At 72.5% G+C, this 25823-nt stretch carries 21 protein-coding genes; 13 read left to right on the top strand and 8 right to left on the bottom strand.

Translation table 11 applies throughout. The features are described from left to right. Positions 1-20: 20 nt before the first annotated feature. A complete protein-coding gene (locus tag ABIA38_RS36775; RefSeq protein ID WP_424643305.1) occupies positions 21-1319 on the bottom strand; it encodes an NAD(P)/FAD-dependent oxidoreductase in 1299 nt (432 codons plus the stop codon). A 253-nt stretch (positions 1320-1572) separates the two neighbouring features. Here ABIA38_RS36775 and ABIA38_RS36770 point away from each other — a divergent pair, with 253 nt between their 5' ends. Continuing rightward, positions 1573-3792 (top strand): NADP-dependent isocitrate dehydrogenase, encoded by a 2220-nt coding sequence (locus ABIA38_RS36770; protein WP_424643304.1) that lies wholly within the window; start codon positions 1573-1575, stop codon positions 3790-3792. A gap of 67 nt (positions 3793-3859) precedes the next feature. On the opposite strand, the gene ABIA38_RS36765 is transcribed toward ABIA38_RS36770, so the two are convergent. The 3 genes from ABIA38_RS36765 to ABIA38_RS36755 form a co-directional block, all read right to left on the bottom strand. Beyond that, positions 3860-5146: a sulfite oxidase gene (locus ABIA38_RS36765; protein ID WP_424643303.1), complete on the bottom strand. Its 1287-nt coding sequence runs from the start codon at positions 5144-5146 to the stop codon at positions 3860-3862. A gap of 177 nt (positions 5147-5323) precedes the next feature. Then, positions 5324-5911 (bottom strand): RNA 2',3'-cyclic phosphodiesterase, encoded by a 588-nt coding sequence (thpR, locus tag ABIA38_RS36760; protein WP_424643302.1) that lies wholly within the window; start codon positions 5909-5911, stop codon positions 5324-5326. Between the two features lie 194 nt (positions 5912-6105). Beyond that, positions 6106-7026, bottom strand: a complete 921-nt coding sequence (locus ABIA38_RS36755; protein WP_424643317.1) for an NADP-dependent oxidoreductase — start codon at positions 7024-7026, stop codon at positions 6106-6108. Between the two features lie 222 nt (positions 7027-7248). Here ABIA38_RS36755 and ABIA38_RS36750 point away from each other — a divergent pair, with 222 nt between their 5' ends. Then, on the top strand, positions 7249-8520 hold the full coding sequence (locus ABIA38_RS36750) for a LuxR C-terminal-related transcriptional regulator (protein ID WP_424643301.1): 1272 nt from the start codon (positions 7249-7251) through the stop codon (positions 8518-8520). Positions 8521-8538: 18 nt separating this feature from the next. Here the strand turns inward: ABIA38_RS36750 and ABIA38_RS36745 are convergent, their stop codons facing one another. Together ABIA38_RS36745 and snpA are read right to left on the bottom strand one after the other, a co-directional pair. Beyond that, positions 8539-8997, bottom strand: a complete 459-nt coding sequence (locus ABIA38_RS36745) for a hypothetical protein (protein WP_424643300.1) — start codon at positions 8995-8997, stop codon at positions 8539-8541. A gap of 636 nt (positions 8998-9633) precedes the next feature. After that, positions 9634-10311 carry a snapalysin gene (gene snpA, locus ABIA38_RS36740; protein ID WP_424643299.1) on the bottom strand — a complete coding sequence of 226 codons (678 nt, stop codon included), beginning with the start codon at positions 10309-10311 and terminating at the stop codon, positions 9634-9636. 239 nt (positions 10312-10550) lie between these two features. On the opposite strand from snpA, the gene ABIA38_RS36735 reads away from it, so the two are divergent. Next, complete coding sequence (locus ABIA38_RS36735) at positions 10551-11534, top strand: LysR family transcriptional regulator (RefSeq protein ID WP_424643298.1); 984 nt, start codon at positions 10551-10553, stop codon at positions 11532-11534. Between the two features lie 49 nt (positions 11535-11583). Here ABIA38_RS36735 and ABIA38_RS36730 read toward each other — a convergent pair whose 3' ends face one another. Continuing rightward, positions 11584-12864 (bottom strand): citrate synthase, encoded by a 1281-nt coding sequence (locus ABIA38_RS36730; RefSeq protein WP_424643297.1) that lies wholly within the window; start codon positions 12862-12864, stop codon positions 11584-11586. Positions 12865-13086: 222 nt separating this feature from the next. On the opposite strand from ABIA38_RS36730, the gene ABIA38_RS36725 reads away from it, so the two are divergent. Then, positions 13087-14265 (top strand): citrate/2-methylcitrate synthase, encoded by a 1179-nt coding sequence (locus ABIA38_RS36725; RefSeq protein ID WP_424643296.1) that lies wholly within the window; start codon positions 13087-13089, stop codon positions 14263-14265. A 138-nt stretch (positions 14266-14403) separates the two neighbouring features. Beyond that, positions 14404-15051 carry a methylthioribulose 1-phosphate dehydratase gene (mtnB, locus tag ABIA38_RS36720; protein ID WP_424643295.1) on the top strand — a complete coding sequence of 216 codons (648 nt, stop codon included), beginning with the start codon at positions 14404-14406 and terminating at the stop codon, positions 15049-15051. A 321-nt stretch (positions 15052-15372) separates the two neighbouring features. On the opposite strand, the gene mtnA is transcribed toward mtnB, so the two are convergent. Further along, positions 15373-16368, bottom strand: a complete 996-nt coding sequence (gene mtnA, locus ABIA38_RS36715; protein ID WP_424643294.1) for an S-methyl-5-thioribose-1-phosphate isomerase — start codon at positions 16366-16368, stop codon at positions 15373-15375. 780 nt (positions 16369-17148) lie between these two features. Here mtnA and ABIA38_RS36710 point away from each other — a divergent pair. From ABIA38_RS36710 to ABIA38_RS36675, 8 genes are all read left to right on the top strand, one after another. Beyond that, positions 17149-18225 carry a BMP family ABC transporter substrate-binding protein gene (locus tag ABIA38_RS36710; RefSeq protein WP_424643293.1) on the top strand — a complete coding sequence of 359 codons (1077 nt, stop codon included), beginning with the start codon at positions 17149-17151 and terminating at the stop codon, positions 18223-18225. A gap of 141 nt (positions 18226-18366) precedes the next feature. Next, positions 18367-19953 carry an ABC transporter ATP-binding protein gene (locus ABIA38_RS36705; RefSeq protein WP_424643292.1) on the top strand — a complete coding sequence of 529 codons (1587 nt, stop codon included), beginning with the start codon at positions 18367-18369 and terminating at the stop codon, positions 19951-19953. Between the two features lie 13 nt (positions 19954-19966). Further along, positions 19967-21172: an ABC transporter permease gene (locus tag ABIA38_RS36700; RefSeq protein ID WP_424643291.1), complete on the top strand. Its 1206-nt coding sequence runs from the start codon at positions 19967-19969 to the stop codon at positions 21170-21172. A gap of 2 nt (positions 21173-21174) precedes the next feature. After that, positions 21175-22179 (top strand): ABC transporter permease, encoded by a 1005-nt coding sequence (locus tag ABIA38_RS36695; RefSeq protein WP_424643290.1) that lies wholly within the window; start codon positions 21175-21177, stop codon positions 22177-22179. Further along, positions 22176-22958: a nucleoside phosphorylase gene (locus ABIA38_RS36690; protein WP_424643289.1), complete on the top strand. Its 783-nt coding sequence runs from the start codon at positions 22176-22178 to the stop codon at positions 22956-22958. Before ABIA38_RS36695 ends, ABIA38_RS36690 begins: the two co-directional genes overlap by 4 nt. After that, the gene (locus ABIA38_RS36685; protein WP_424643288.1) at positions 22955-24310 is read left to right on the top strand and encodes an amidohydrolase family protein; all 1356 of its coding nucleotides are present in this window, start codon (positions 22955-22957) and stop codon (positions 24308-24310) included. Before ABIA38_RS36690 ends, ABIA38_RS36685 begins: the two co-directional genes overlap by 4 nt. Next, on the top strand, positions 24307-24921 hold the full coding sequence (locus tag ABIA38_RS36680; protein WP_424643287.1) for a sulfite oxidase-like oxidoreductase: 615 nt from the start codon (positions 24307-24309) through the stop codon (positions 24919-24921). The genes ABIA38_RS36685 and ABIA38_RS36680 overlap by 4 nt, the downstream gene beginning before the upstream one ends. 88 nt (positions 24922-25009) lie before the next feature. Next, the gene (locus ABIA38_RS36675) at positions 25010-25774 is read left to right on the top strand and encodes a ferredoxin reductase (protein WP_424643316.1); all 765 of its coding nucleotides are present in this window, start codon (positions 25010-25012) and stop codon (positions 25772-25774) included. Positions 25775-25823: the final 49 nt, after the last annotated feature.

The raw sequence follows: 25823 nt of genomic DNA, 5'->3' as shown, positions 1-25823 counted from the left end.
GAATGCGGACCCCACCGACCTCAGCCGAACACCGTCCCGGAGTTGGCGGTGTTGACGCTGCGCCGACGGGAGAACGCACCGAGGTCGATCACCTGGCCGGTGTGCTTCCCGACGAACCCGACCGGATCCGCGTCGTGGTCGACGCCGCCCTCCACCGCCTCGATCAGCGTGGCCATCAACTGCCCGACCAGCGGTGCGTTCTTGAACTGGTTGCCACTGGTGCCCATCGCCACGTAGTAGCCGTCCAGTTCGGTCCGGTCGTAGATCGGCGTCCAGTCGTCGGCGACGTCGTAGACGCCGACCACACCGCGCGGCCGATTGGGCACCGTGAGGCCGGTCAGCCGCCGGGCGGCCCGGGTGGCCTGCGCCTCGAACACGGCCGCCGTCGGGTTCGGCCACGCGTCGTCCGGATCGTCGAGCCACTCGAGCGGATCGCACTCCGGCTCGGCGCCGCCGACCAGCAAGCCGCCGCCGACCTCGCCGCGCAGATAGGTCCCCAGGTCCAGGTCCGCCACGGTGACCCCGGCGGCCCCCTCCGGATTGAACCCGGCGGGCGCCCGCAGATAGCCGACCTCCTGCCGCAGCGGACGCACCCCGATGGTGAAGTCCCGGCCGACTCCGGCCAGTTCGTTGAGCCGCCCGGACCAGGGCCCGGCCGCGTTGACCACCGTCGCGCACGCGAGGGCGGATCCGTCGTCGAGCAGCACGGCCGTCACCCGACCGGCCGTGCTCCGGATCCCGGTGACCGTACGCCGGAACCGGAACTCGACCCCGAACCGCTGCGCCGCCGCGGCCAGATTCTGCGCCGCCAGTTGCGGATCGCTGATGTACCCGGCGTCGGGGGTGAACACCGCGCCGAGCGTGCCGGGCGCCGGCGCCCAGAAAGCCTCGTCGTCGAGCCGCTTGGGCGGGAAGTACCGACCGGGGTCCAGGCCCGGGATCCTGGCCGCCAGGGCGTCCGCGTCCCACTCCTGGTACGGCACCCCGACCGCGTCGAACAACGGGAGCACGGCGCTGCGCGGCGCGGCGTCCACGTCGAGCACGGCCAGGCCGCAGCGCTCGAACCGGACCGGGTTGTCCACCGCGCAGCCCAGATGCTCGGACCACGCGCGCCAGCAGAACTGCGCCTCCCACGAGGCGGCGACGCCGGCGTGGGTGGAGAAGTTGAACCGCACGATGGCGCTGGACGCGCTGGTGGACCCGAGGCCGACGCCGCCGGCCTTGTCCACGACGATCACCCGGCGGCCCGCGCGGGCCAGTTCCAGCGCGATCGACGCGCCCATCACGCCCGCGCCGACCACGACGACGTCGGTATTCATCCGGTTTCCTCCCTGATCGGCGGCAATCGGCGGCCTCACGCCGGGCGACACCTCCAGTCTGACCGGCGGCACGCCACGACACAGCCGACTGTGGTCGCACATCCACACCGACCGCCGACCCGACCGCCGCCGCCCCGACGGAGTAGGCCGCCCCCGGATCGCACCGCCGACCCGCAGGGGCCGCGACACGTCTGCCCCCGGCGCAAGATATCTTGATGTCGAGCAATGTTGCGGACATGGAGCGGAGCATCCTGTGACTGACCCGACCATCATCTATACGCACACCGACGAGGCCCCGGCCCTGGCGACGTATTCGTTCCTGCCCGTGGTCCAGGCGTACGCGGCGACGGCCGGGGTCAAGGTCGAGACCCGGGACATCTCCCTGGCCGGGCGGATCATCGCGCACTTCCCGGACCACCTGAAGGCGGACCAGCAGCTCGCGGACGCCCTCGCCGAGCTCGGTGACCTGGCCAAGACGCCCGAGGCCAACATCATCAAGCTGCCGAACATCTCGGCCTCGATCCCGCAGCTCAAGGCGGCCATCGCCGAGCTCCAGGAGCAGGGCTACGCACTGCCGGACTACCCGGACGACCCGAAGACCGACGCCGAGAAGGACATTCGCGCGCGCTACGGGAAGACCCTGGGCAGCGCGGTCAACCCGGTCCTGCGCGAGGGCAACTCGGACCGCCGCGCGCCCGCGTCGGTGAAGAACTACGTCCGCGCGCACCCGCACCGCATGGGCGCCTGGACCGCCGACTCGAAGACCGATGTCGCGCACATGACCGCCGACGACTTCCGCTCCACCGAGAAGTCCGCGGTGCTCGCCGAGCCCGGCACGCTGCGCATCGAGCTGGTCGGCGACGACGGCAGCACGACCGTGCTGCGCGAGTCGGTACCGGTACTCGCCGGCGAGGTGGTGGACGCGTCGGTGATGCGCGCCGCGCCGCTGCGCGAGTTCCTGTCCGCGCAGGTGGCCCGGGCCAAGGCGGAGGGTGTGCTGCTGTCGGTGCACCTGAAGGCCACCATGATGAAGGTCTCCGACCCGATCATCTTCGGCCACGCGGTCCGCGCCTTCTTCCCGCAGACCTTCGCCGAGCACGGCCAGGCGCTCGCGGCGGCCGGCCTCAGCCCCAACGACGGTCTCGGCGCGATCCTCAAGGGCCTGGAGTCGCTGCCGGACGGCGCGAAGATCAAGGAGTCCTTCGAGGCCGAGATCGCCGCCGGACCGGCGCTGGCGATGGTCGACTCGGACCGCGGCATCACCAACCTGCACGTGCCCAGCGACGTCATCGTGGACGCCTCGATGCCGGCCATGATCCGCACCTCCGGCCACATGTGGGGCCCGGACGGCAAGGAGGCCGACACCCTGGCCGTGCTGCCGGACAGCAGCTACGCGGGCGTGTACCAGGTCGTCATCGACGACTGCCGGGCCAACGGCGCGTACGACCCGGCCACGATGGGCTCGGTGCCCAACGTCGGCCTGATGGCGCAAAAGGCCGAGGAGTACGGCAGCCACGACAAGACCTTCGAGATCCCCACCACCGGCACGGTGCGGGTCGTCGACGCCGCGGGTACCGCGGTGCTCGAGCAGGCCGTGGCGGCGGGCGACATCTTCCGGATGTGCCAGACCAAGGACCTGCCGATCAAGGACTGGGTCAAGCTGGCCGTCTCGCGCGCCCGCGCCACCGGCAACCCCGCGGTGTTCTGGCTGGACGAGGGCCGCGCGCACGACGCGAACCTGATCGCCAAGGTCGAGCAGTACCTGCCCGAGCACGACACCGACGGTCTGACCATCGAGATCATGTCGCCGGTCGAGGCCACCGCGTACTCCCTGGCGCGCATCCGGCGCGGCGAGGACACCATCTCGGTGACCGGCAACGTGCTGCGCGACTACCTCACCGACCTGTTCCCGATCCTGGAGCTGGGCACGAGCGCGAAGATGCTCTCGGTGGTCCCGCTGATGGACGGCGGCGGCCTGTTCGAGACCGGCGCGGGCGGCTCCGCGCCCAAGCACGTACAGCAGTTGGTCAAGGAGAACTACCTGCGCTGGGACAGCCTGGGCGAGTTCCTCGCGCTGGCGGTCAGCTTCGAGCACCTCGCGCAGTCCGTGGGCAACGCCCGCGCCCAGGTGCTCGCCGACACGCTGGACCGGGCCACCGGCACGTTCCTGGACCACGACAAGTCGCCCAGCCGGCGCGTGGGCGGCATCGACAACCGGGGCAGCCACTTCTATCTGGCGCTCTACTGGGCCCAGGAGTTGGCCACGCAGACCCAGGACGCGGCGCTGGCCGAGGCGTTCGCGGGGCTGGCCCGGACCTTGTCCGAGCAGGAGGAGACCATCGTCGCCGAGCTGATCGCGGTACAGGGTTCGCCGGCCGACATCGGCGGCTACTACCGTCCCGACCCGGCCAAGGCGTCGGCCGTGATGCGCCCGTCGACCACGTTCAACCAGGCCCTCGCGACGCTGGCCTGAGCCGGCGCGTAAGCGGTAGGCGGTATCCGCCCCGGCCGGCAGTACGCCCGGCCGGGGCGGTGCCGCCTCAGCCCACCGTCACCGGGTGGCGCACGACGGCGTCGAAGAGATACCCCTGCGTGTTGAAGATCGCCCGGTCCGGCTGGGTCCGCCCCGCCGTGTCGCTCGCCCGGGCCAGCAGTTCGACCGAACCGGGGCCCGCCGGCCGCCAGTCCACGCTCCAGCGCACCCACCCGTCCCGCCTGGGCTCGTCCCGCAGCCGGGCCCGGCGCCAGTTCGCGCCGCCGTCCGTGCTGACCTCGACCCGGCGCACCCCGCCCGCACCCGACCACGACCGGCCGGGCAGCCGGTGTGTGACGCGCGGCGCGAGGCGGGCGCCGAAGGGCAGTTCGAAGGCACTCTTGAGGGTCTGCCGGGTCAGCGGTGGGCTGCCACCGTCGGGGTAGTCGGGCCCGAACAGCCGGTAGAACTCGGTGTTCCACGGCGAATACAGCGGCTGCGTCGCCACCTCGATGTCGCCGACCCACTTGATCGACGCGATGCCCACCCACGAGGGCACCACGAGCCGTACCGGCGCGCCGTGGTCGGGGCCCAGCGGCTCGCCGTTCATCTCGTACGCGAGCAGTACGTCGTCCAGCGCCTTGGCCACCGGCAGCGGCCGGCGCACCCGGCCGAAGTCGACGCCGCCGCTGACGTACGGGTCGTCCAGGCCGCGCGGCAGTACGTCCACCGCTTCTCGGCGCAGCCCGGCGCGGTGCAGTACGTCGGCCAGTCGGGCGCCGCGCCAGCGGGCCACGCCGATCCCGCCGAGCGTCCAGGCGGTGCCCGGGACCGGTCGGCCCTGCTGGGAGGCGTAGAAGCTGCGGCCGTTGCCGGCGCACTCGATGGCCGCGGTATGGGTATGCGCGGGCAGCCGGCGCAGCGCGGCCAGGTCGAGTTCGATCGCGCGCGCGTAGTCGACGGACCCGCGCAGCCCGCTCCCCCACAACCGCAACCGCCAGTCCGCCTCGGCCAGTCGCGGGGTCGAGGTGTGGTTGCGGACGAAGAACCGGTCCACCGGCGTGTGGTAGCCGGTCCCGCGCAGCGCGGGGAAGTTGGTCTCGGCGTTGGTGCCCCGGACGGTGAACCACTCGGGTGGCAGCGGCTTGACGATCCCGGGGCCGGCGGCGGCCGGGGCGGCCGGATCCGGTCCATCCGCCGCGTACGCGGTGCCGGTGGGCAACGCGGTGGCCATCCCCGCGGCGGCGAGCAGGGCGAACAGGTCGCGTCTGGGCAGCCCGTCCGCGCGCGCGGTACGGGTGAGCCATTGCCGCAACCGGTGCCGGTCGTAGGCGACTTCGTTGATCGGGGTCATCGGGCCTTCTTCCACTGAGCGGACGGCGCGGCGGTACGGCGACTCCGGGGGGGAAAGACGGATCAACAACAGCGGCGGGGCGCACGGGACCGGAGGTCGGTGCGGCGACGGTGGCCGAGGATCACAGCGCGATCGTAGAGGACCGCGCCGGGGACCGTCGACGGAATCGAAGCGGTGTCAACGACCGGTCAGCGGCCAGGCGTCCACGTCGCGGTAGTGGATCGGGCCCGGGCCGCGACCGAGGTTGCTGCCGACCAGGTGCAGCCGCGCGGCGGACCACGGGGTGCCGACGAAGTCGGCCAGTTCGGCGGCGGCGCCCACGATGCCGTCCGGCGTGTCCCGCCGGGCCCGGGCCAGGGTCAGATGCGCCCGCAACGGCCGATCCTCGAACGGGATGCCACCCTCGACGACGGCCCGCCGAACCGCCCCGGCCAGCGTGTGCAGCGCGGCCAGGTCCCCCGTCACGTCACTCCACAACACCCGCCGATCGAACTCCCCGGCCCCGCGCAGCGCCAGCCCGATCGGCGCCACGGACCCGGCCACCTCGGCGAGCGGCGCCCGCAACGTCTCGACCACGTCGACCGCGACCTCGCCGAGGAAGGCCAGGGTGATGTGCCAGTCCTCGATCCGATTCCACCGAAGCCGAGGATGCGCGAGCGCCACCGGCCGCACGGCCCGAGCCAGCTCGTCCTTGGCGGCGTCCGGCGGAGCGATGGCCACGAACAACCGTACGGTCCGGGGCGGGGTCGAAGAATCGTCGATCACAGGAGATTTCGTACCGCATCACTCGGGCCGCCGACACGGCGGCCCACCGAAAGACCCGGATCGACCGCACGAGGAGCCCGCCCGCCCCGCGCAGCGCCTCGCGGCTCGCGGCTCGCGGCTCGCGGCTCGCGGCTCGCGGCTCGCGGCTCGCGGCGCACGGCGCACGGCGCACGGCGCACGGCGCACAGTCGGCTTCAGAGCACCAGTACCACCTTGCCGCTCAGGTGGCCGCGCTCGCTGTCGCGGTGGGCCCGGGCCGCGTCGGCCAGCGGGTAGGACGCGTGGATCGGCAGGCGCAGGGTGCCCGCCTCGTGCAGGGCCAAGGCCGCCGCGACGCCCTCGCCCGTACGATGCGCCTCCCCGCCGGCGGAGAAGCGCACGCCCAGCGCCCGGGTGCCCATCGGGTCGGCGATGCCGAGCACCCGGTCCCGGCCGCCGGTCAGCTCGATCGACGCGGTCAGCGCGTCGCCCCGGCCCGCCGCGTCCACCGCCGCGTCGACCGTGCCGCCCAGCGCCCGCACCCGGTCCACCAGGCCCGGACCGTACTCGACCGGCTCGGCGCCCAGTTCGCGCAGCCGCTCGTGGTTGGCCACACTCGCGGTGCCGATCACCCGGATCCCCCGGGCCCGGGCGAGCTGCGTGGTGAGCGCGCCCACGCTGCCCGCGCCGCCGTGGATCAGCAGCGTCTCGCCGGCTTGTACGCCGAGCAGGTCCAGGATCCGGTATCCGGTCTCCGCGGCCGACGAAAGCGCGGCGGCCTGCGCCCAGCTCAGCGTGGCCGGCTTGACCGTCAGCCGGGCCACGTCGGCGAGCGCCTCCTCGGCGTAGGAACCACTCGCGGTCCGCCCGAACACCTCGTCGCCGACCCGGAGTTCGCTCACCCCGGGGCCGACCGCGACGACCACCCCGGCCGCCTCGCCGCCCGGCACCTTCGGGAACTCGACCGGGAACAGCGCGGCCAACGCGCCGGACCGCATCCGGTGGTCGAGCGGATTGACGCCGACCGCGCGCACCGCGATCCGTACCTGACCGGGCCCCGGCGCGGGCAGCGCCAACTCGATCGGGTGCAGTACGTCGGCGTCGCCGTAGCCGCTGTAGGCGATGGCCTTGATCATCGGCGTCTCGGCCGGCACCGAACTCGTCGAAGTCATCGAACTCGTCGAACTCGTCGAAGTCATCAAAATCACGTTCCTCGTCGGGCGCGGACCGGCCCGGGAGGGGCCGGTGGGGACACCAAGCCTGGCCCCGGACCGTCCGCCGGCCACCCCGCCGTTCGGCCGGTTCCGCCCCGCCGAACGGCCGGCACACCGGCCCCGGCGGGGTCGTAACGTTGTCGCATGAAGTCGCACGGTTGGACCGGCCCGGAGGACGCTCTCGGCACGGTGCTCGACGTTCTGGCCGCTCCGCTGGCGGGGGTGCTGCCGCGCCTGTCGGAGGTACTCGCCGAGTTGGTGCCGCACGTCGCGCTGGCCCAGCTCAGCGCGGTCTGCGCGGTCGCACCGGTACGCGTGCTGGGCGAGCTGTCGCCGGCCGGCGCGGTGACCGCCGCCGACCTTGGCCGGGTGGCCGACACCGTCTCGATCGGTCGGCCGTTCCTCGGCGAGGCGGTACTGGCCGGCGAGCCGCGCCCGGTGCTCGCGGTCGCGGCGGGCGGCGGGCCGGAGGTGGCCGCGCTGCTTGTCCTGGTCCGCGCCGACACCGCGCCGCTGCCGACCCGGGTGCTCACTCTGGTGCAGCGGATGTGGGATGTGGTGACCGTACATCTGGACCGGCGCGGTGCCGAGGCCGATCCGGGTCCGGCGGCGGTGTCGCGCGCGGCGGCGGGGGCGCGGGCGCGGACCATCGCCGAGCTGACCGATACACACTCCTCGGTGCTCTCCGCGATCCTGGGCACGCTGCGTGCCCCGGCGCTCGACGATGCCGCCGCCCGGCGACGGGCGATCGACCTGGCCGTCTCCGCGCTGCTCGACCTGCGCTCGGCGGCCGATCGGGACCGGGAGTTGAGCGAGGAGCCGGCCGACGCGGCGTTCGCCCGGCTGACCGGCGAGTTGCGCCCGCTGCTGCGCTTCGCGTCGATCGAACTGGACCTACGCGCGCCGGGGACCTCACGCACGCTGGCCTCGGACACCGCGCACCTGGCCCGCGCGGTGGTGCGCGCCGCGGTGCTCCGGATGCTGGATCAGGATTCGGTCCACCGGCTGCACGTGAGCTGGCAGGCCGAGGGGGACGAGTTGCGGATCGGGGTACGGGACGACGGTCCGGGGCTGCTCGCGGCGGAAACGATGGCGGTGGATCGCATCGCCGAACGGCTGGCCGCGCTCGGCGGCCGGCTGGAGCTGGACGCGCTGCCGGGTTGGGGCACCACGGTCTCGGCGACCCTGCCGCTGACCGCGCCCACACCGCCGGCCGCACCCGCCCTGGACGGCCTGCATCCACGCGAGCTGGAGGTACTCGAACAGCTCGCCGCCGGGCGCCGCAATCGGGACATCGCCCGGGTGCTCGGGATCGGCGAATCGACGGTCAAATTCCATGTGGCCAACATCCTGGCCAAACTCGGCGTCGGCTCCCGAGGCGAGGCCGCCGCCCTGGTCCACCGCATCGCGTCCTGACCCAGACGACCGGACGCTTCAGCCGGCAGCCAACTCCGGATGCTCGATCCCCTCGAACACCTTGACCCGCACAATCGGCTCCTGCCCACCACGCTGAGCGAGCGTGGTCACACTCCCCCAGGGCCGATCCGGCAACGTCACCGGGAACGAATAGCTGTTCGCGCAACCCGTGCAGTCGTACCGATCGACCCACACCTCGACATCGGTGGCGCTCCCCGGGACGCGAGCGGCATGCCGATAGGTCGCATGACACCGAGTACACCGCTCCCCGGGCGCACAGGTGCCACCACACGGACACGGCAGATCAAAACTCTCGGCCGGCTCCCAGTACCGAGTCCGCAACGCCACCGCGGTCCGCTTGTCCGGCGCCTTGGCCCCACGCGGCACGATCATCTGCCGAGCGGCAACAACATAGGACTCCCCGGAGGCAGCCATCCGCCCCCGGATCACGCCCTTGCGGACTCGGTTGGTAGTCATCTTTTCCTCCGATAGCAGCCGGCAGCACAACCCGGCCACCACCCCCAACAATATCCGCGCCCTTCCCCACCCCCGAACCGCCCACTCGACCCGCCCCCACTCAGGCCAACACCACCCAGGCAGCCCCACCCGAGCACCCGACCACTCAGCCCGCCCGGCCACCCACCCACCCAGGCCCAACCCATCCACTCAGCCGCTCCGGCCACCAATTCAGCCCGTCCGGCGCTTGAGGACAAAGCCGAACCAGGCCCGACGCGCCGGCCAGGCCATGACCGACCCACGCAATTCAGCCCGTCCGGCGTTTGAGGACAAAGCCGAACCGGGCCCGACGTGCCGACCAGGCCATGACCGACCCACCCAATTCAGCCCGTCCGGCGTTTGAGGACAACGCCGAACCGGGCCCTACGCGCCGACCCACGTCACGACCGACCCACCCAATTCAGCCCGTCCGGCGCTTGAGGACAAACCCCCGACAAGCCCAGACGCGCAACGGCGGCCGGCCAAATCCCCCCGCGCCCCACGCAGTGGAACGGCACCCGGCCACCGCGGGGGGCGATGGCCGGGTGCCGGGTCGGGGACGAGGCGGCCCCAAGGGACCCCGGGCGCCGGCCCGGGTGGGTACCGCCACGACTCAGGTCAGGACGACGACGGCGCCGCCTCCGCGGCGAGCGCAGCCAAACCGTTCCGCCACAACGAGTTCACCCGCGCACGCTCCTGCGCGTTCGGGTTGGGGTTCGTGCAGGACGGGCCGGGCCCACCACCGGACATCAGTTCGCTGCACGGCCCGGAGTAGTGGTCCGGCAGCCCCAGGACGTGGCCCGTCTCGTGCGCCGTGACCCGGGTCGAGTTGTACTGCCGGTTCTGCTTGTAGTCGAGGAATATGTAGCCGCGGCCATGGCCGTTCGTGCTCGCGTACGAGCCACGCGCGTCATTGCCCTCGTAGTACTGGAAGTCGGGGTTGGCGCCTTCCTGGAGACGTACGTTCGTCACCGAGCTGTTCCAGATCTGTGCCGCGCGACCGATCACCGACCGGAAGGTCGGCGCGTTGGCCGTGCTGTACCTGATCGTGACCACCCGCGCGCCGGGCGACTCGGCACGCTTGCTCGCCACGGACTTCATCACCGCGTCGAAGAACGCCTGGTTCTGCGCCTGGTCCTCCTGGCCGGCGTACTGCGCGGAGTGGCGGAGGGGCGCTGCGACGCCGTCGGGCGTGGCGGACGCCGCGGGCGCGGCGAGCAGGCCGGCCGCGAGGCCGAGTCCGAGGGCGGCGGTGAGCACGGTCTTACGGGGCTTCCGAGGACGCGAAAGGGACATGGGGGGCTCCTTGGGGGCCGAAGGGGGCCGAAGACCTGTTCGGTGCGCAACGAGTCTCACGGGCGCCCGGTCTTGCCCGGATGATGACAACCGGCGATAGCACGGTCGTATCACCGCCCGTTCCCGCACCGTCACCGGCACTTCACGCATCGTGTTACGAACAATTCACCGCCCACGCCCGGATCCCGCGCGCGCAGGTGTCTGGTAGGACCTCCCCGGCGCGTCCTATCCTCCGCATCATGGAGCTCGAGGTGAGGCACCTCCGCGCACTGTGTGCCATCGGCGACACCGGCAGCCTGCACGCTGCGGCCCGTTTGCTCGGCATGACCCAGCCGTCCCTGACCGCTCAGCTCAGACGGATCGAAAACGCCCTGGGCGCACCCCTGTTCGTCCGCGACCGGACCGGCAGCCGACCCACCCCACTCGGGCTCACGATGTTGCATCGGGCCCGACCCATCATGGCCGAGATGAGCGCGCTGGTCATCGACACCCAGGCCGAGGCGGTCCGTACCGCCGGGCCGCACCTGCGCATCGGCGGCACCGCGAACCGGGTGATCGCCGACTGGTTGCGCCGACTTCGGTTGCGCCTGCCCAACACCGACACCTACCTGCGCGTGGACGTATCGGCGAGCACCCTGCTCGGCATGGTCGCCGCCGGCCAACTGGACGTGGCCTTCGTACACGAGGTCGAGGGCTTCCCCCTACGTGTCCCGGAGGGTGTCCGAAGGCGCGTACTCGTGGAGCGGGAGCCGCAGTTCATCGCGCTGTCCCCCGACCATCCGGCCGCCGCCGAGCCCGAGGTCAAGCTGACCGAGCTGGCCGACGACCAGTGGATGGTCGACCCGAGTGTGGACGGCGAATGGGAGGGCCTGCGCGAGGTGTTGTCCGACGCGGGCATCAACCCCCGGATCCTGCACGGGGATTACCTCACCGCCGCGTCGCTCGTCGCGATCGGCGAGGTGGTGACACCGTGTCAGCCCACCTCGCGGCCCCGGCCCGACATGGCGGTCCGGCCGGTGACCGGCGATCCGCTCGCGGTCCGGCTGTTCCTGGCCTTCCGCACCGACAACGGTCCCGCCCCGGCGCTGATCGACACCGTCTATCACGAGTTGGAGTCCGCCTACCGCGAGGCCGCCTGGCTCGCCGTCGCCTACCGCCAACGCCTCCTCCGCGAGGACAGCCCGATCCTGCGCTACGACAGCCAAGCCCGGAGCCGCTCCTGACCCCCACCTCCCACCGCACCCCGGCGCCCCGGCACCCATCCAGGTGCGATCAGGCCGTACCGTCGCCGGGACGCGGGCCGGTGTAGACACCGACCGCCCGGTAACGCAGGCCGGGTTGCCGGTACTCCTCCATCGCGTGCGCCAACCAGCCGATCGATCTGGCCGTCGCGAAGATCGCCTCCCCGGCGTCCGACCGCATGTCCAACGCGTGTGCCAGGGCCGCCAGGGCCAGGTCCGCGTTGGCGAACATGCCCTCGCGGGCCGCCACTTCGTCGAGCAGCGCGTCCACGACCCGGATCACCCGGGCCACCCGGGCGTCCTCGTCGGCCAGTTCCCGAAGCAGAGCGATGAGCAGCTCGGCACGCGGGTCACGTTCGGCATAGAGCGCATGGCCCAGCCCCGGCAGGGCCTCGCCGACCCGCAGTCGATCCGCGACCGCGACCGTCGGCCCGCCCGCCGGATCCAACGCGTCGCGCAGGAAACGATGCGCCAGGCCGAGCGCGGCGCCGTGATGCCGGCCGTCGAACACCCCGAGCCCGGCGGACACCACCGCGTACACGTCCGCCCGGGCACCCGCCGCCACCCGCGCGGCCAGGGTGGAAACCGCCAGGTCGTGGTCGGCCATCAACACCAGCGCGGCGTTGAGCAGGTGCAGGTGCGCCGGCCCGGCGGCCCGGCCGGTCAGCTTCGGCCACAACCGCGCGGCCAGGCCGGATCCGGTCGGCGCCGCCGCACCCGGGCACGGCGGCAGTGTGTCGGCGATCAGCGCGAGCAGCCGCTGCCCGCCGCGCACCACCGCCTGCTCCGACAGGTCGTAGCGCAGCGGATCGGCCGCGCCCGCCGCCGCGACGATCATCCGGATCCGATCGGTGAGCCGCGCGCTGTCCGGCAGCAGCCGCACGGTGCCCGCGACCAGCTCGGCCGACCCGGCGTCGACCTCGAAGTACGGTGGCACCACGCCGAGTTCGGCCCGCCACAGCCAGTGCGCAACCGCCTCCACGGGATACTCCACCAACTCGGTCACATCCCGACCGCGATAGTGCAGCCGGTCCTCGGCGAGCAGCGTCAGCCGGGTGTGGATCCGCTCGATCGAGCCGTTGGGGTGTTGCCGGCCGCCGGTCCGGGCCGCCAGTTCCTCCACCTGCGCGGTGGCGAATCGGCTGCCGCGCTGCCGCGACTCGCGCACGCTGGTCAGCAGGCCGCGGCTGACGTAGGCGTAGATCGTCTCGGGCTTGACCCCCAACCGCCGCGCCGCCTGGGCGGTGGTCAGGAAGTCGTGCGGGTAATCCCGCTCACTGCCGCCACCCGGCTCGGCCCGCTGACCAGCCATTTCACGCACTCCTTCGACCCATATTGACCCAGTCAACATTGACGATAGTTGATTGCTGATCAACAGTCGTCATAAGACATGAGACATGAGACCCGAGTCATGAGTCATGAGTCATGAGTCATGAGTCATGAGTCATGAGTCATGAGTCATGAGTCATGAGTCATGAGACATGAGACATGTGAACGAAATGTGTGAGCCGTACCCAACTGCCGGAGGTGTGTCATGGCGGTCGTCGCGGACGCGGGGATCGAAGTACCCAGGGGCCTGAAGGGCGTGGTGGTCACCACCACCGAGCTGGGCGATGTGCGGGGCGCGGAGGGCTTCTACCACTACCGGCAGTACTCGGCGATCGAACTGGCCCGCACCCGCACGTTCGAGGACGCGTGGTTCCTGTTCGTCCGTGGCCGGCTGCCCGAGGCCGAGGAACGTGCGCCGTTTGCCGAGGAGTTGGCCCGATTGCGGGTGCTGCCGGAGGAACTGCGGCCGGTCCTGCGGTCGATCGCGATGGCCGGCGAGCGCTTCGCCCCGCTGGCCGGCCTGCGGACCGCCCTGTCCCTGGTCGGCGCCGCCCGCAATCTGCCGCCGCTGTGGGATTCGACGCCCGAACGGCGGCGCGCGGACGCCCTGTTGGTCGGCGCGGTGACTCCGACCATCCTGGCCGCGCTGTACCGCATCCGCGAAGGCAAGGAGCCGCTGGAGCCGCGGGCGGATCTGTCGGCTGCGGCCAACTGGCTCTACCTGGTGACCGGTTGCGATCCCGACCCGGTACGGGTGGCCGCGATCGAGCGCTACCTGACCGCGACGATCGACCACGGCTTCAACGCCTCCACGTTCACCGCCCGGGTGATCGCCTCCTCGGGGGCCGATCTGGTGTCCGCGGTGACCGGTGCGATCGGCGCGTTCTCCGGTCCGCTGCACGGCGGGGCGCCGGATCGGGCGTTGGCGGCGCTGGACGAGATCGGCTCGCCGGACCACATCGATCCGTGGGTACGGGCCAGGATCGCCGCCGGGGACCGGATCATGGGCTTCGGCCACGCGGTCTACCGCACCGAGGACCCCCGCGCGGTACTGCTGGCCGAGATCGCCGGCGAACTCGCCGAGCAGGCCGACGCGCGGGGTGTGGCACTGGCGGACTTCGCCGGGGCGGTGCACCGTCGGGTCACCGAGATCCTGGCCGAACTCAAGCCGGGCCGGGAGTTGCACGTCAACGTGGAGTTCTACGCGGGTGTCGTGATGGAACTGTGCGGGATCCCTCGGAGCATGTTCACCCCGACGTTCACCGCAAGCCGGGTGATCGGCTGGTGCGCGAACATCCTGGAACAGTCCACCGACCCCAGGATCATCCGCCCCATCGCCCGCTACACGGGCCCGCAGCCGCCGCAGCCGGTCCCGTTCGCCTGAGCGACGGCGCGCGCCTCACGCATCGACTCCGAGGGCGGTTCCGAACCCGGCACCGGGTGGGTGGAATGATGGCCGGGCCGCCGGTTCGTCCACAGTGTGAACCGGCTTGCTCGGACCGTGAACAGTGAGGAACCTCCCATGACGACCCCCGACGCCGGAACCCCCGCCCCGGTACCGACCGCCGTGCGCGCCGCCGCCGGGGCCACCCTGGCCCGGGAGGCCGCGCGCTTCGCCGGCCTGGGCTGGATGCGCGGCACCTCCGGGAACCTGTCCGTGGTGCTCACCCGGGAACCGCTGCGGCTCGCGGTGACCGCGTCCGGCCTGGACAAGGGCGAGTTGGCGGCGGACGACCTGGTCGTGGTGGACGCGGCCGGCGCACCGATCGCCGAGGAGGCGAGCACACCGCCGCGCCGCCCGTCCGCCGAAGCCGGGTTGCACGCCCGCGTGGTGGCGCTGACCGGCGCGGGCGCGGTCTTCCACGTACACACGCTGGCCGCGGTCCGCGCGGGCGCGCGCTGGCCGGCCGGGATCGAGCTGCGCGACCTGGAGATGCTCAAGGGCATCGGCCGCGCGGCGCACGACGAGACGGTGACGATCCCGGTGATCGCCAACAGCCAGGACATGAACGTACTCGGCGACCGCCTCGAAGCCGCCCTGGTCCCCGGCGTACCGGCCGTCGTGGTCGCCGCACACGGCATGTACGTCTGGGGCACCGACCCGATCCAGGCCCGCCACCACGTCGAGGTACTCGAATGGCTCCTCGAATACCGCATCGCCGAGAGCTGAGCCCACCCAGGGCCGGGCAACACAACCAATCACCCTGCCCAACGCAGCCGATCATCAGCCCGTCCGGCGCAACCAAACAGCCCGACCAACGCAACCGATCAGCCCGTCCGGCGTTTGAGGACAAAGCGGGACCGGCCGCACCCGACGAACAGCCACCGCCGACCCACCCAAATCAGCCCGTCCGGCGCTTGAGGACAACGCGGCACCCGGCCCGACCCGCCGACGGCCGCCAGGACCGACCCACCCACCAGCCCGTCCGGCGTTTGAGGACAAAGCCGCACCGGGCCCATCCAACGACCGCGGCCAAGACCGACCCCCCGATCAATACGTGCGCACGCCGTCCTCGTCCACGATCGCACTGATCAACCGCACCGGCGTAACGTCGAACGCCGGGTTGAACGCCCGCGATTCGGCAGGCGCGACCCGAACCCCGGCCACTTCCAGCACCTCGGACTCGGGCCGTTCCTCGATCGTGATCTCGTCGCCATGCGCGGTCGCGTCGTCGAACGTGGTCCGCGGCGCCGCGACCACGAACGGGACGCCCGCGTCCGCGCAGGCCAGCGCGACGCCCACCGAGCCGATCTTGTTCGCGGTGTCCCCGTTGAGCGCGATCCGGTCCGCGCCGATCACCGCGACGTCGACCAGGCCGCGCAGGATCGTGCTCGCCGCCGCGCCGTCCGGCTGGACCAGGTGCGCGATGCCCTCCTGGGCCAACTCCCAGGCGGTCAGCCGCGATCCCTGGAGCAGCGGGCGCGTCTCGTCGACGTAGACGACCTCCAGCACGCCACGCGCGTGCAGTTCGCGGATGATCCCGAGCGCCGTCCCCCACCCGGCGGTGGCCAACGAGCCGGTGTTGCAGTGGGTCAGTACGCGCAGCGGGCGCCGCTCGATCCGGTCCAGGATCCAGTCCGCGCCGTGCCGCCCGATGGCGTGGTTGGCCTCCACGTCCTCGCGCACCACCGCGTCGGCCTCGGCCAGCACCGCGTCCACCCCCTTGGCCGCGAACGGCAGCACCCGGTCCACGCCGCCCGCCAGGTTGACCGCGGTGGGCCGGGCGTCCCGGATCCGGTCGATCTCGCCGGCCAGCCGCTCGGCGCTCCAGCCCTCCCGCTCGCCCTGCCGCATCGCCACCGCGACGCCGTACGCCCCGGCCGCGCCGAGCGCCGGCGCCCCGCGCACCGCGAGCCGCCGGATCGCCTCGATCAGCGCGTCCACGTCGGTGATCTCCAGGTGCACGATCCGCTGCGGCAGCGCGGTCTGGTCGAGCAGGCGCAGGCCGGTGCCGTACCAGGCGAGCGTGCGTATCTCGGCGGCCATCGGGGGTCCTACCTTTCCGGGCGAACAATCGAGCCGCGGGCGAGGGAGGCGCCCGCGCGGCGGACCCGGACATCGGCCCGCCGACCGTCCGTCGGCAGGAGCAGCGGAAGCAACTGCGCGGTGCGGCCCCAGCGATGCTACGTCGCGCAAAAATCGACACCGACGCCGCGCCCGGCATCCGAAACGGCCGGTTGTTACAACGGTAGCCGGCCGCCGATGACCCCGATCAGTCAACGGCCACATCGTGGACAATCCGTCCGCATCCTGAACAAGTGCGAGAAGTGCCTGGTGGGGGTGCTAATCTCCCCCGAAACCAGTCGCGTGTGATCATCACATCGATACATCGCTCGATGCATCGGTACTCGATACATCGGTACTCGATGCATCGGTAGTCGACTGGTCCGATCGGAAAGGAGCCGGCTGTGGCCGAGACGTGTCGTTGCGACGTACGTATCGAGTGTCACGGCCGCTCCATGGCGTGTAACCGTCCGCCGCTTCCGCTCGACAGGCACGGGGTCCGCGGCGTACCGGTCCGCCGCACCGGCCGCTGTTGTCGGCCTCGTTCCTGACCGATCGCCCCGCATCGTCCCGAAGCGCGCGATCGAGACCGCGCACGTACCGCCCCGCCCGGAACCCCGACGCCGCCAGGCGCCGCGACCGGCGAGGCCGATGGAAACGACGGAACCGACCGAACCGACCGAACCGCGAGGTTCCCGTCCCCACGCAAGCCGCCGACTCCGCGCCGCCCCGCCGGAGTCGACACTCCTCCCAAGGACGCTCATGTACCGCATCACCTTCCGCCACCGCCTGGCCGTGGCCACCCTCGTCGTCGGCACCGCGCTGGCCGCCACCGCGTGCAACGCCTCCGCCGACAAGGACAAGGACAAGTCCTCGGCCGCCGCCGGGTCCAGCGGCGGGGCGGGCAGGAATGTCGTGCTGGTCACGCCGGAGCCGATCGGCGTCAACGACTTCCTCAAGCTGGCCGCCACCGGCGCGCAGAACGCGGCCAAGCGGGGCGGCGGCAGCGCGACCGTCCTGGAGAGCAAGGACACCAGCGCGATCCAGCAGAACGTGGCGGCCGCGGTGCGCCAGAAGCCCGCCGTCGTGGTGGCGGTCGGCTTCGAGTTCGCCGACGTACTGGCCCAGCAGGCCGAGGCCAACCCCAAGCAGCAGTTCCTGTTCGTCGACTCCTGCACGAGCAAGCCGTACCCGAACATCACCTGCGCGACCTTCCGCGAGCACGAGGGCACCTTCCTCGCCGGCGCCGAGGCGGGCCTGCTCACCAAGAGCGGCAAGGTCGGCGCGGTGGTCGCGCTGGACAGCCCGCAGATCCGCCGCTTCTCCGACCCGTTCGGCGCCGGCGCCAAGCAGACCAACCCGGCAAGTGCCTTCACCCAGCTGTTCGTCGGCGGCCAGAAGCCGTTCAACGACCCGGCCCGGGCCGGCGAGCAGACCGCGTCGCTCAAGGCCAAGGACGTGGACCAGATCATGGGCGCCGCCTCCGCCGCGGGCAACCTCGGCGTGTTCAACGCGGCCAAGACGGCCGGCGTGCAGGCGTTCGGCGTGGACGTCAACCAGTGCACGGCGGCGCCCGGCACGGTCGTGGACAACGTGATCAAGCGCACCGACATCGCGGTGGAGAAGGGCGTCGAGCAGATCACCGGCGGCAAGACGGGTGGGGTCACCTCGTACGGCCTCAAGGAGGGCGGCATCACGCTCACCGGCCTGGAGAGCGGCCTGGAAACCTCGCAGTGCCTGATCGCCCAACACCCCGACGTGCTCAAGACGGTCCAGGGCCTGCGCGACCAGATCGTGGCCGGCTCGATCACCGTGGCCGACCCGGCCGCCGCCAAGTAGTCCCGTCCCGAGCGGCGTGGGCGCCGGCTCCACGGATCCGGCGCCCACCCCCGCACCCGCACCGCCCCCACACCCACGCCGCTGCTTCGCCCGCCCGCATGCCCCTCGTCACACCCTCGACCTCGACCGGAGAGACGCCCGATGAACGAGCAGCCCGCCGCCGCCCCCGGTGACCCCGCCGAGGTCGAAATGCGCGGCATCGTGCGGCGGTTCCCGGGGGTCCTGGCCAACGACCGGGTCGACCTGCGGGTCGGCACCGGCGAGATCCACGCGGTGATGGGCGAGAACGGCGCGGGCAAGTCGACCCTGATGTCGATCCTGTACGGTCTGCAACGCCCGGACGCCGGGCGGATCCTGCTGCGCGGCACCGAGCACTCGTTCTCCTCCCCCGTGCAGGCCATCGCGGCCGGACTGGGCATGGTGCACCAGGGCTTCAAGCTGTTCCCCTCGCTGACCGTCACGGAGAACGTGGTCTACGGCGGCGAACCCACCCGGCGCGGCCTGGTCGACCGGGCCGCGGCCCGCGCCCGGGTGGCCGAACTGGTCGAGACGCACGGCCTGCACGTCCCGCCCGACGCCCGGGTGGGTGACCTGCCGGTCGGCGTGCAGCAGCGGGTGGAGATCCTCAAGCTGCTCTATCGCGACGCCCGGGTACTGATCCTGGACGAGCCCACCGCCGTGCTCACCCCCGCCGAGGCGGACCGCCTGCTCGCGGTCGCTCGGGGGCTGGCCCGCTCCGGGCGGACCATCCTCCTGGTCACCCACAAGCTGGGCGAGGTGATGGCGGTCAGCGATCGGGTCACCGTGCTGCGCGACGGTCGGGTCACCGCCCGGCTGACCACCGCCGAGACCACGCCGGCCGAGATCGCGCTCGCGATGACCGGCCGGCGGATCGACCTGGACCGCACCCATCCGGCGGGCACCCCCGCCGCCGAGGTGCTCGACGTCCGCGGGTTGACCGTCTCCGCCGGGCGCGGCGCCAAGCCCGCCGTCGAGGACGTGTCGCTGACCGTACGGGCCGGCGAGATCGTCGGCGTCGCGGGTGTGGCCGGCAACGGGCAGAGCGAACTGGTCGAGGCCCTGGCCGGGTTGCGCCCCGCCGCGGCCGGCCGCGTCCTGGTGGCGGGACAGGATGTGAGCAACGCCACGGTGGCACACCGGCGCCGTGCGGGCCTGGCCTACGTACCCGAGGACCGGGCCACGGTCGGCGCCGCGCGGGACGCGTCGCTGGCCGACAACCTGGCGATGGGCTTCCACCGCACGCCGCCGATCGCCGGTCGCGCCGGCTTCCTGAGCCGGAGCGCGATCCGGGCCCACGCCACGCGCGTGATCGAACGTTTCGGGGTCAAGGCCGCCTCCCCCACCGTCCCCATCGGCACCCTCTCCGGCGGCAATCAGCAAAAAGCCATCCTCGGCCGGGAGATCACCCACGACGCGCCGCTGCTCGTGGTCGAGCAGCCCACCCGGGGGGTGGACATCGGCTCGATCGAGAACATCCACGCGCGGCTGATCGAGTATCGCGACGCCGGCCACGGCATCCTCCTGGTCTCCGCCGAACTGAGCGAGATCCTCGCGCTGGCCGACCGGGTCCTGGTGATCTACGACGGCCGGATCGTCGCCGAACTGCCGCGCGCCGAGGCCGACGTACACCGGATCGGCCTGGCCATGGCGGGCGCGGATCCCACGTCACCCGCCGACGCGACACCGACCACCACCCACCTGGCCTGACGGGTTATCAGACATGACTGCGATCAAGGCCGGTACGGCCATCGAGCATCCGGCCGGCCTCGCCCGGCACGCGGCATCGCGCGTGCGCGGCGCGGTATTCTCCCCGGTCACCGTGTCCATCGTGGCCGCGCTGATCCTGGGCGCGATCATCCTGGCGGGCACCGGCGCCGACCCGCTGACCGCGTACCGATCCGTACTCACCGGCGCGCTCGGCTCCGAGGGCATCGGCGACACGCTCGGCGAATGTATCCCCATCGTCGGCCTGGCCCTGGCGCTGGCCATCCCGCTGCGCGCGGGTCTGGTCAACCTCGGCGGCGACGGTCAACTCGTCCTGGGCGGCCTGGCCGCCGTCTCGGTCGGCCTGTACTCGCCCTTCCCCGCCCCGATCACCGTCGTGCTCGCGCTGCTCGCGGGCATGCTCGCGGGCGGTCTGTGGGCCGCGCTCGCCGCCGTCCTGGAGACCCGCTGCGGCGTCCCGCTGCTGGTCAGCAGTCTGCTGCTGAGCTACCCGGCGATGTCGTTCGGGTCCTACATCGTGCGCTTCCCGCTGCTGCAGCAGGGCTCCGGCATCCCGCAGACCGACCGGCTGCCCGCCGGCGTCAAGTTGCCCGAGTTCGCCGCCGGTTCCGGTGCGGGCACCGGGGTCAGCACGGGCGTCGTGCTGATCGCGCTCGCCGCGATCGTCTACTTCGTGGTCGACCACCGCACCGCCGCCGGCTACGAGGTACGGATGACCGGCCTGGGCGCGCGGTTCGCGGGCTACGCGGGCGTGGACCGGGCCCGGGTGACGCTGCGGCTGATGTTCGCCTCCGGGTCGCTGGCCGGCCTGGTCGGCGCGATCATCGTGCTCGGCTTCCCCTACCGGCTGGTCGACGGGGCGCTGACCACCCCCGGCTACACCTGGACCGGGCTGCTCGCCGCGCTCCTGGCCGCCGCGTCCCCCCTCGGCACGGTGGCCGCCGGCTTCTTCTTCAGCGCGCTGACCATCGGCGGCTTCGGGATGGAGCAGGAGACGGCCGTACCGCAGCAGCTCACCGCCGTGCTGCAGGCCGTGGTGATCCTGTTCCTGGCGGTACGCGGCGGGGTGTTCCGCAAGGACGGCTGGTTGCGCCGACTCGGCAGCGGGTCCGGCGCCCGGGCCGAGGCCGATCCACCGCCGGATCCCGCCCCCGAACCACTCGAATCCGGCGCTCCCGCGCGCGGCGACGGAGGTAAGTGACCATGTCCTTCGACGCCGAGCTGATCTTCTCCGCGCTGCGCGCGCTCACCCCGATCCTGTTCGCCGCCCTCGGCGGCGCGCTGTGCGAACGCGCCGGCGTGTTCAACGTCTCGCTCGAAGGGACCATGCTGATCGGCTGCTTCGCGGCCGTCACCGGCAGCTGGTTCGGTGGCAGCGTGTGGATCGGGGTGATCTCGGGGGTGCTCGCCGCGATGGTCTTCTCCCTGCTGCTCGCGATCGGCGCGGTCACCCTGGGCGCGGACGCCGTGGTGTTGTGCATCGCGCTGAACCTGCTGGCCGTCGGCCTGACCGGCTTCCTCCTGCGCACCATCTTCGGCAAGCAGGGCACCTTCGGCGATCCGGACCTCAAGGGCCTGCAGCCGGTGGACATCCCCGGCCTGGAGTCGGTCCCCTTCCTCGGCCCGGCACTGTCCGGGCACTCGCCGCTGGTCTACCTGTCCTGGCTGGCGGTCGCGGTGATCGCCGTACTGCTGTCCCGGCACCCGTGGGGCGTCCGGCTGCGCGGCGTCGGCGAGGCGCCGGAGGCGGCCCAGTCGCTCGGGGTCAGCGTCGCCCGCTATCGCTACGCCGCGATCCTGACCTCGGGCGCGCTGTGCGGCCTGGCCGGCGCCCAACTCGCGCTCGGCAACGTGACCCTGTTCTCGGAGAACATGACCGCCGGGCGCGGCTGGATCGCCGTGGTGGCCGTCATGCTCGGCCGCGCGCTGCCGATCGGCGTGCTGCTCGCCGGCATCCTGTTCGGCCTGGTCGAGGCGGTCGGTTTCCGGCTCCAGGGCGAAGGCATGCCGCAACAGGCCGCGGACGCCGCGCCGTATGTGATGACCCTGGTCGCGCTCTTCCTGGCCACCCGCTCCCGCGCCCGGCGCGGCGGCGCGCCCCCGGGCCGGTTCGCCGGCCCCATTCCCCGTCCACGCAACCCCCGTCCACGCAACCCCCGTTCCCGCCGCCCGGGTTCGGTCCGCACCACCTCGGAGTCGACGTCATGAGCACGCCCACCACCCGTCCGGCCGTACTGCCGATCACCAAGATCCCCAGCAGCGGCCTGCCCGCCCACGCCCTGGTGGTCGGCGACCCGGCGCGCGCCGCACTGGTCGCCGAACGGCTCGACGACGCGCGGCGGATCGGCGCCAACCGGGAGTACGTCAGCTACTCGGGCACCTGGCGCGGGGTACCCGTGGTGGTGTCCTCGCACGGGGTCGGCGGGCCGGGCGCGGTGTGCCTGTTCGGCGAGTTGGCCGAGGCGGGGGTGCGTACCTTCATCCGGCTCGGTACGGCGGGCGCGATGGCGCGCGGGGTGGGTGACGGCGATCTGGTGGTGGCCACCGGTGCGGTCCGCGACGACGGCGTGACGCAGCAGTTGGTCCCCGCCGAGTTCCCGGCCTGCTCGACGCCCGAGGTGGTACTCGCGCTCCAGGGCGCGGCGCGGGCGCACGGTGCGCCGCAGCACCGGGGGACGGTGTGGACTCGGGCCGCGTTCCTGCCGGGTGTCCTCGAACTGCCGATGAAGCCGTATCAGGCGGCCGGGGTGCTCGCGATCGAGATGGAGTTGTCCGCGCTGTTGGTGTTCGCCGCGCTCGGTGGGCATCGGGCGGGCGGCGTGCTGGTCGTGGACGGGATCGCGGCGGACGATCTGGTCGACGAGTCGGGCGCGTCGACCTACGACCCGCATCGCACGGTGGTCGCCGAGGGGGTCGAGCGCGGCGTGCTGGTGGCGTTGGACGCGCTGTACCGACTGGCCGTGGACGAGGCGGCGGAGCAGGCGTGATCGACCTGCTCGTGACGGGCGGTGCGGTACTGACCGCCGATGCCGCCGACACGTATCTCCCCGACGGCGCGGTGGCGATCGACGGCGGGCGGATCGTCGCGGTCGGCGGGGCGACGGAGTTGCGCGCCCGTTTCCCGGCCGCCCCGACTCTGGACGCGCGCGGGTGTCTGGTCCTGCCGGGCCTGGTCAACGCGCACGCGCACTCGGCGATGACGCTGTTCCGGGGCACCGCCGACGATGTCGATCTCCAGGTGTTCCTGGCCCGGTTGGTGGCCGCGGAGAGCGCGGTGTTGACCGCCGAGGTGGTGCGGGTCGCGGTGCGGTTGGCGCTCGCCGAGTCGATCCGGGCGGGGGTGACCACCGCGATGGACATGTACTGGTTCCCCGAGGCGGGCCTGGCCGCCGCGGCCGAGGCGGGCTTTCGGCTGGTCACCGGGCCGACGTTCATGGACGTGCCGGATCCCCCGGACGGCCTGGACTTCGCCGCCCGACTGCGTGCGGCCCCCGCGCTCCTGGCCGGTACGGCGACCCGCTGTGTGACCCCGCACAGCACATACACCCTGGACCCGGAGCAACTCCGCCGGGTGGCCGAACTGGCCCGCGAACACGATGCGTTGTTGCACATCCACGCGGCGGAGAACGCGGGCGAGGTGGCGATGGTGCAGGCCCGCCACGCCCGCCGCCCGGTCGAACTCCTGCACGACCTGGGCCTGTTGCGGCCCGGCACGCTGCTCGCGCACGCGGTCTGCCTGACCGACGCGGAGATCGCGCTGATCGCCGCGTCCGGGGCGGGCGTCGCGCACTGCCCGGTGTCCAATCTCAAGTTGGCCTCCGGGGTGGCCCGACTGCCCGAACTCCTGGCCGCCGGCGTGCCGGTGGGCCTGGGTACGGACGGCGCGGTCAGCGCCAACGCGCTCGACCTGTTCGGCCCGATCCGCGCGGCGGCGACGCTGCATCGGGCCGCCACCGGCGATCCCACCCTGATCGGGGCGCGGACCTCGGTCCGGATGGCCACCGTCGACGGCGCGCGGGCGATCGGACTCGGCGCGCTGACCGGCTCGTTGGAGGTGGGCAAGGCCGCCGACCTGGTGGTACTGGACCTGCGCCGGCCGCACCTGACGCCGCGTCACGACCCGTGGTCGATGCTGGCCTACGCGGCCGGGCCCGCCGACGTCCGGGACACCGTGATCGACGGCCGGATCGTGCTGCGCGACCGCCGACTGCTTACCATCGACGAGGACGCGGCGATCGAGGAACTCGACGCCCTCGCCGCCACGTTGCCCGAGTTGCCCCGGCTGTCGGAGTTGCCTCGGTTGCCGGAGCCGTCCAGGACAGTGGAGGTGTCGCCATGAGTTCGGTCACGCGCGGCTTCGTCGGCCGGCACACCGCCGCCGACCGCGATCCGCGGCTGCCCCCGGGCCAGTACGACGCACGCCGGGACTTCCCCGTACTGTCCGCCGAGGTCACCCCCGAACTGGCGGCGGCCGACTGGTCGTTCCGGATCGATGGCCTGGTCGACCGGCCGCGCGCGTGGGACTGGGCGCAGGCGCACGAGTTGCCCCGCGACACCTACACGGGCCCGATCCACTGCGTCACGTCCTGGTCGCGGTTGACCACCGACTTCGCCGGCATCCCGTTGGACGCGTTCCTCGCCGAGGCGGGTCCGCAGCCGAACGCCACCCACGCGGTGGCCTATTCGCACACCGGCTACACCACCAACCTCGCGCTCGCCGACTTGACCGGCGGCCGGGCCTGGATCGCCTTCGACTTCGAGGGCGCCCCACTGACCCCGGCACACGGCGGGCCCGCCCGGTTGTTGGTGCCGCACCTGTACTTCTGGAAGAGCGTCAAGTGGATCGCGGGCCTGCGCCTGCTCGATCACGACGAGCCGGGCTTCTGGGAGGTCAACGGCTACCACCACCGCGGCGACCCGTGGGCAGAGGAGCGATACTCCGGTGACTGACGCGACGGTAACGAACCCTCCCGTTTCCATCACGAAATACTCCGTAACCGACTCCGCATACTCCGTAACGGACTCCACCGCCGGGGACCTGCCGCCGATTCCCGCCTTCGCGGCGCCCGGCCGGGCCGCGCCGAGCCTGCGTGGACAGGTGGACTGGCAGGCCGCGACGGTGGTCGAGGTACGACGCGAGACGCCCAACGCGGTGACCGTGCGGCTTGCGCTGCCGGTCTGGAACGCGCATGTCGCGGGCCAGCACTACATGTTGCGACTGACCGCCGCCGACGGGTACACCGCGCAGCGGCACTACTCGGTCGCCTCCGCGCCGGACGACGCGGGCCACGTCGAGTTCACCGTGGACCGGATGCCGGGCGGCGAGGTGTCCGGCTTCGTGCACGACGTGGCGCGCCCGGGGGACCTGCTCGAAGTACGCGGCCCACTCGGCGGGTTCTTCGCGTGGCCGGGCGATCGGCCCGCGCTGCTGGTGGCCGGCGGCTCGGGCCTGGTGCCGCTGATGGCGATGGTCCGACACCGCCGGCGACGCGGGTCGGCCGTGCCGCTGCGCCTGGTGGCATGCGCCCGCACACCGGAAGACCTGTTGTACGCCGAGGAGTTGGTCCCGCGGCCGGGCGAGGAGCACACGATCCGGTACAGCCGGGCGGCGCCGGCCGGGTATCCGCATCCGGTCGGGCGCCTGGACGCGGCGGCGCTCGCGCCGCATGCGGCGGCGGTCTTGGCGGACGAGCACTACGAGGTCTTCGTGTGCGGCTCGACCGGGTTCGCGGAACACGCGGGCCGATTGCTCACCTCGGCGGGCGTACCGACCTCACGAATCCGGGTCGAGCGCTTCGGCTGAGCCGCCTCGGGCGGTGAACGGCGGTCGGCGGCACGGAAGTTCGTACCGC

Origin of the sequence: Embleya sp. AB8 (assembly GCF_049739465.1) — a bacterium.
Taxonomy (GTDB): Bacteria; Actinomycetota; Actinomycetes; order Streptomycetales; family Streptomycetaceae; genus Embleya.
This window is presented reverse-complemented; position numbering and strand designations above follow the sequence as displayed.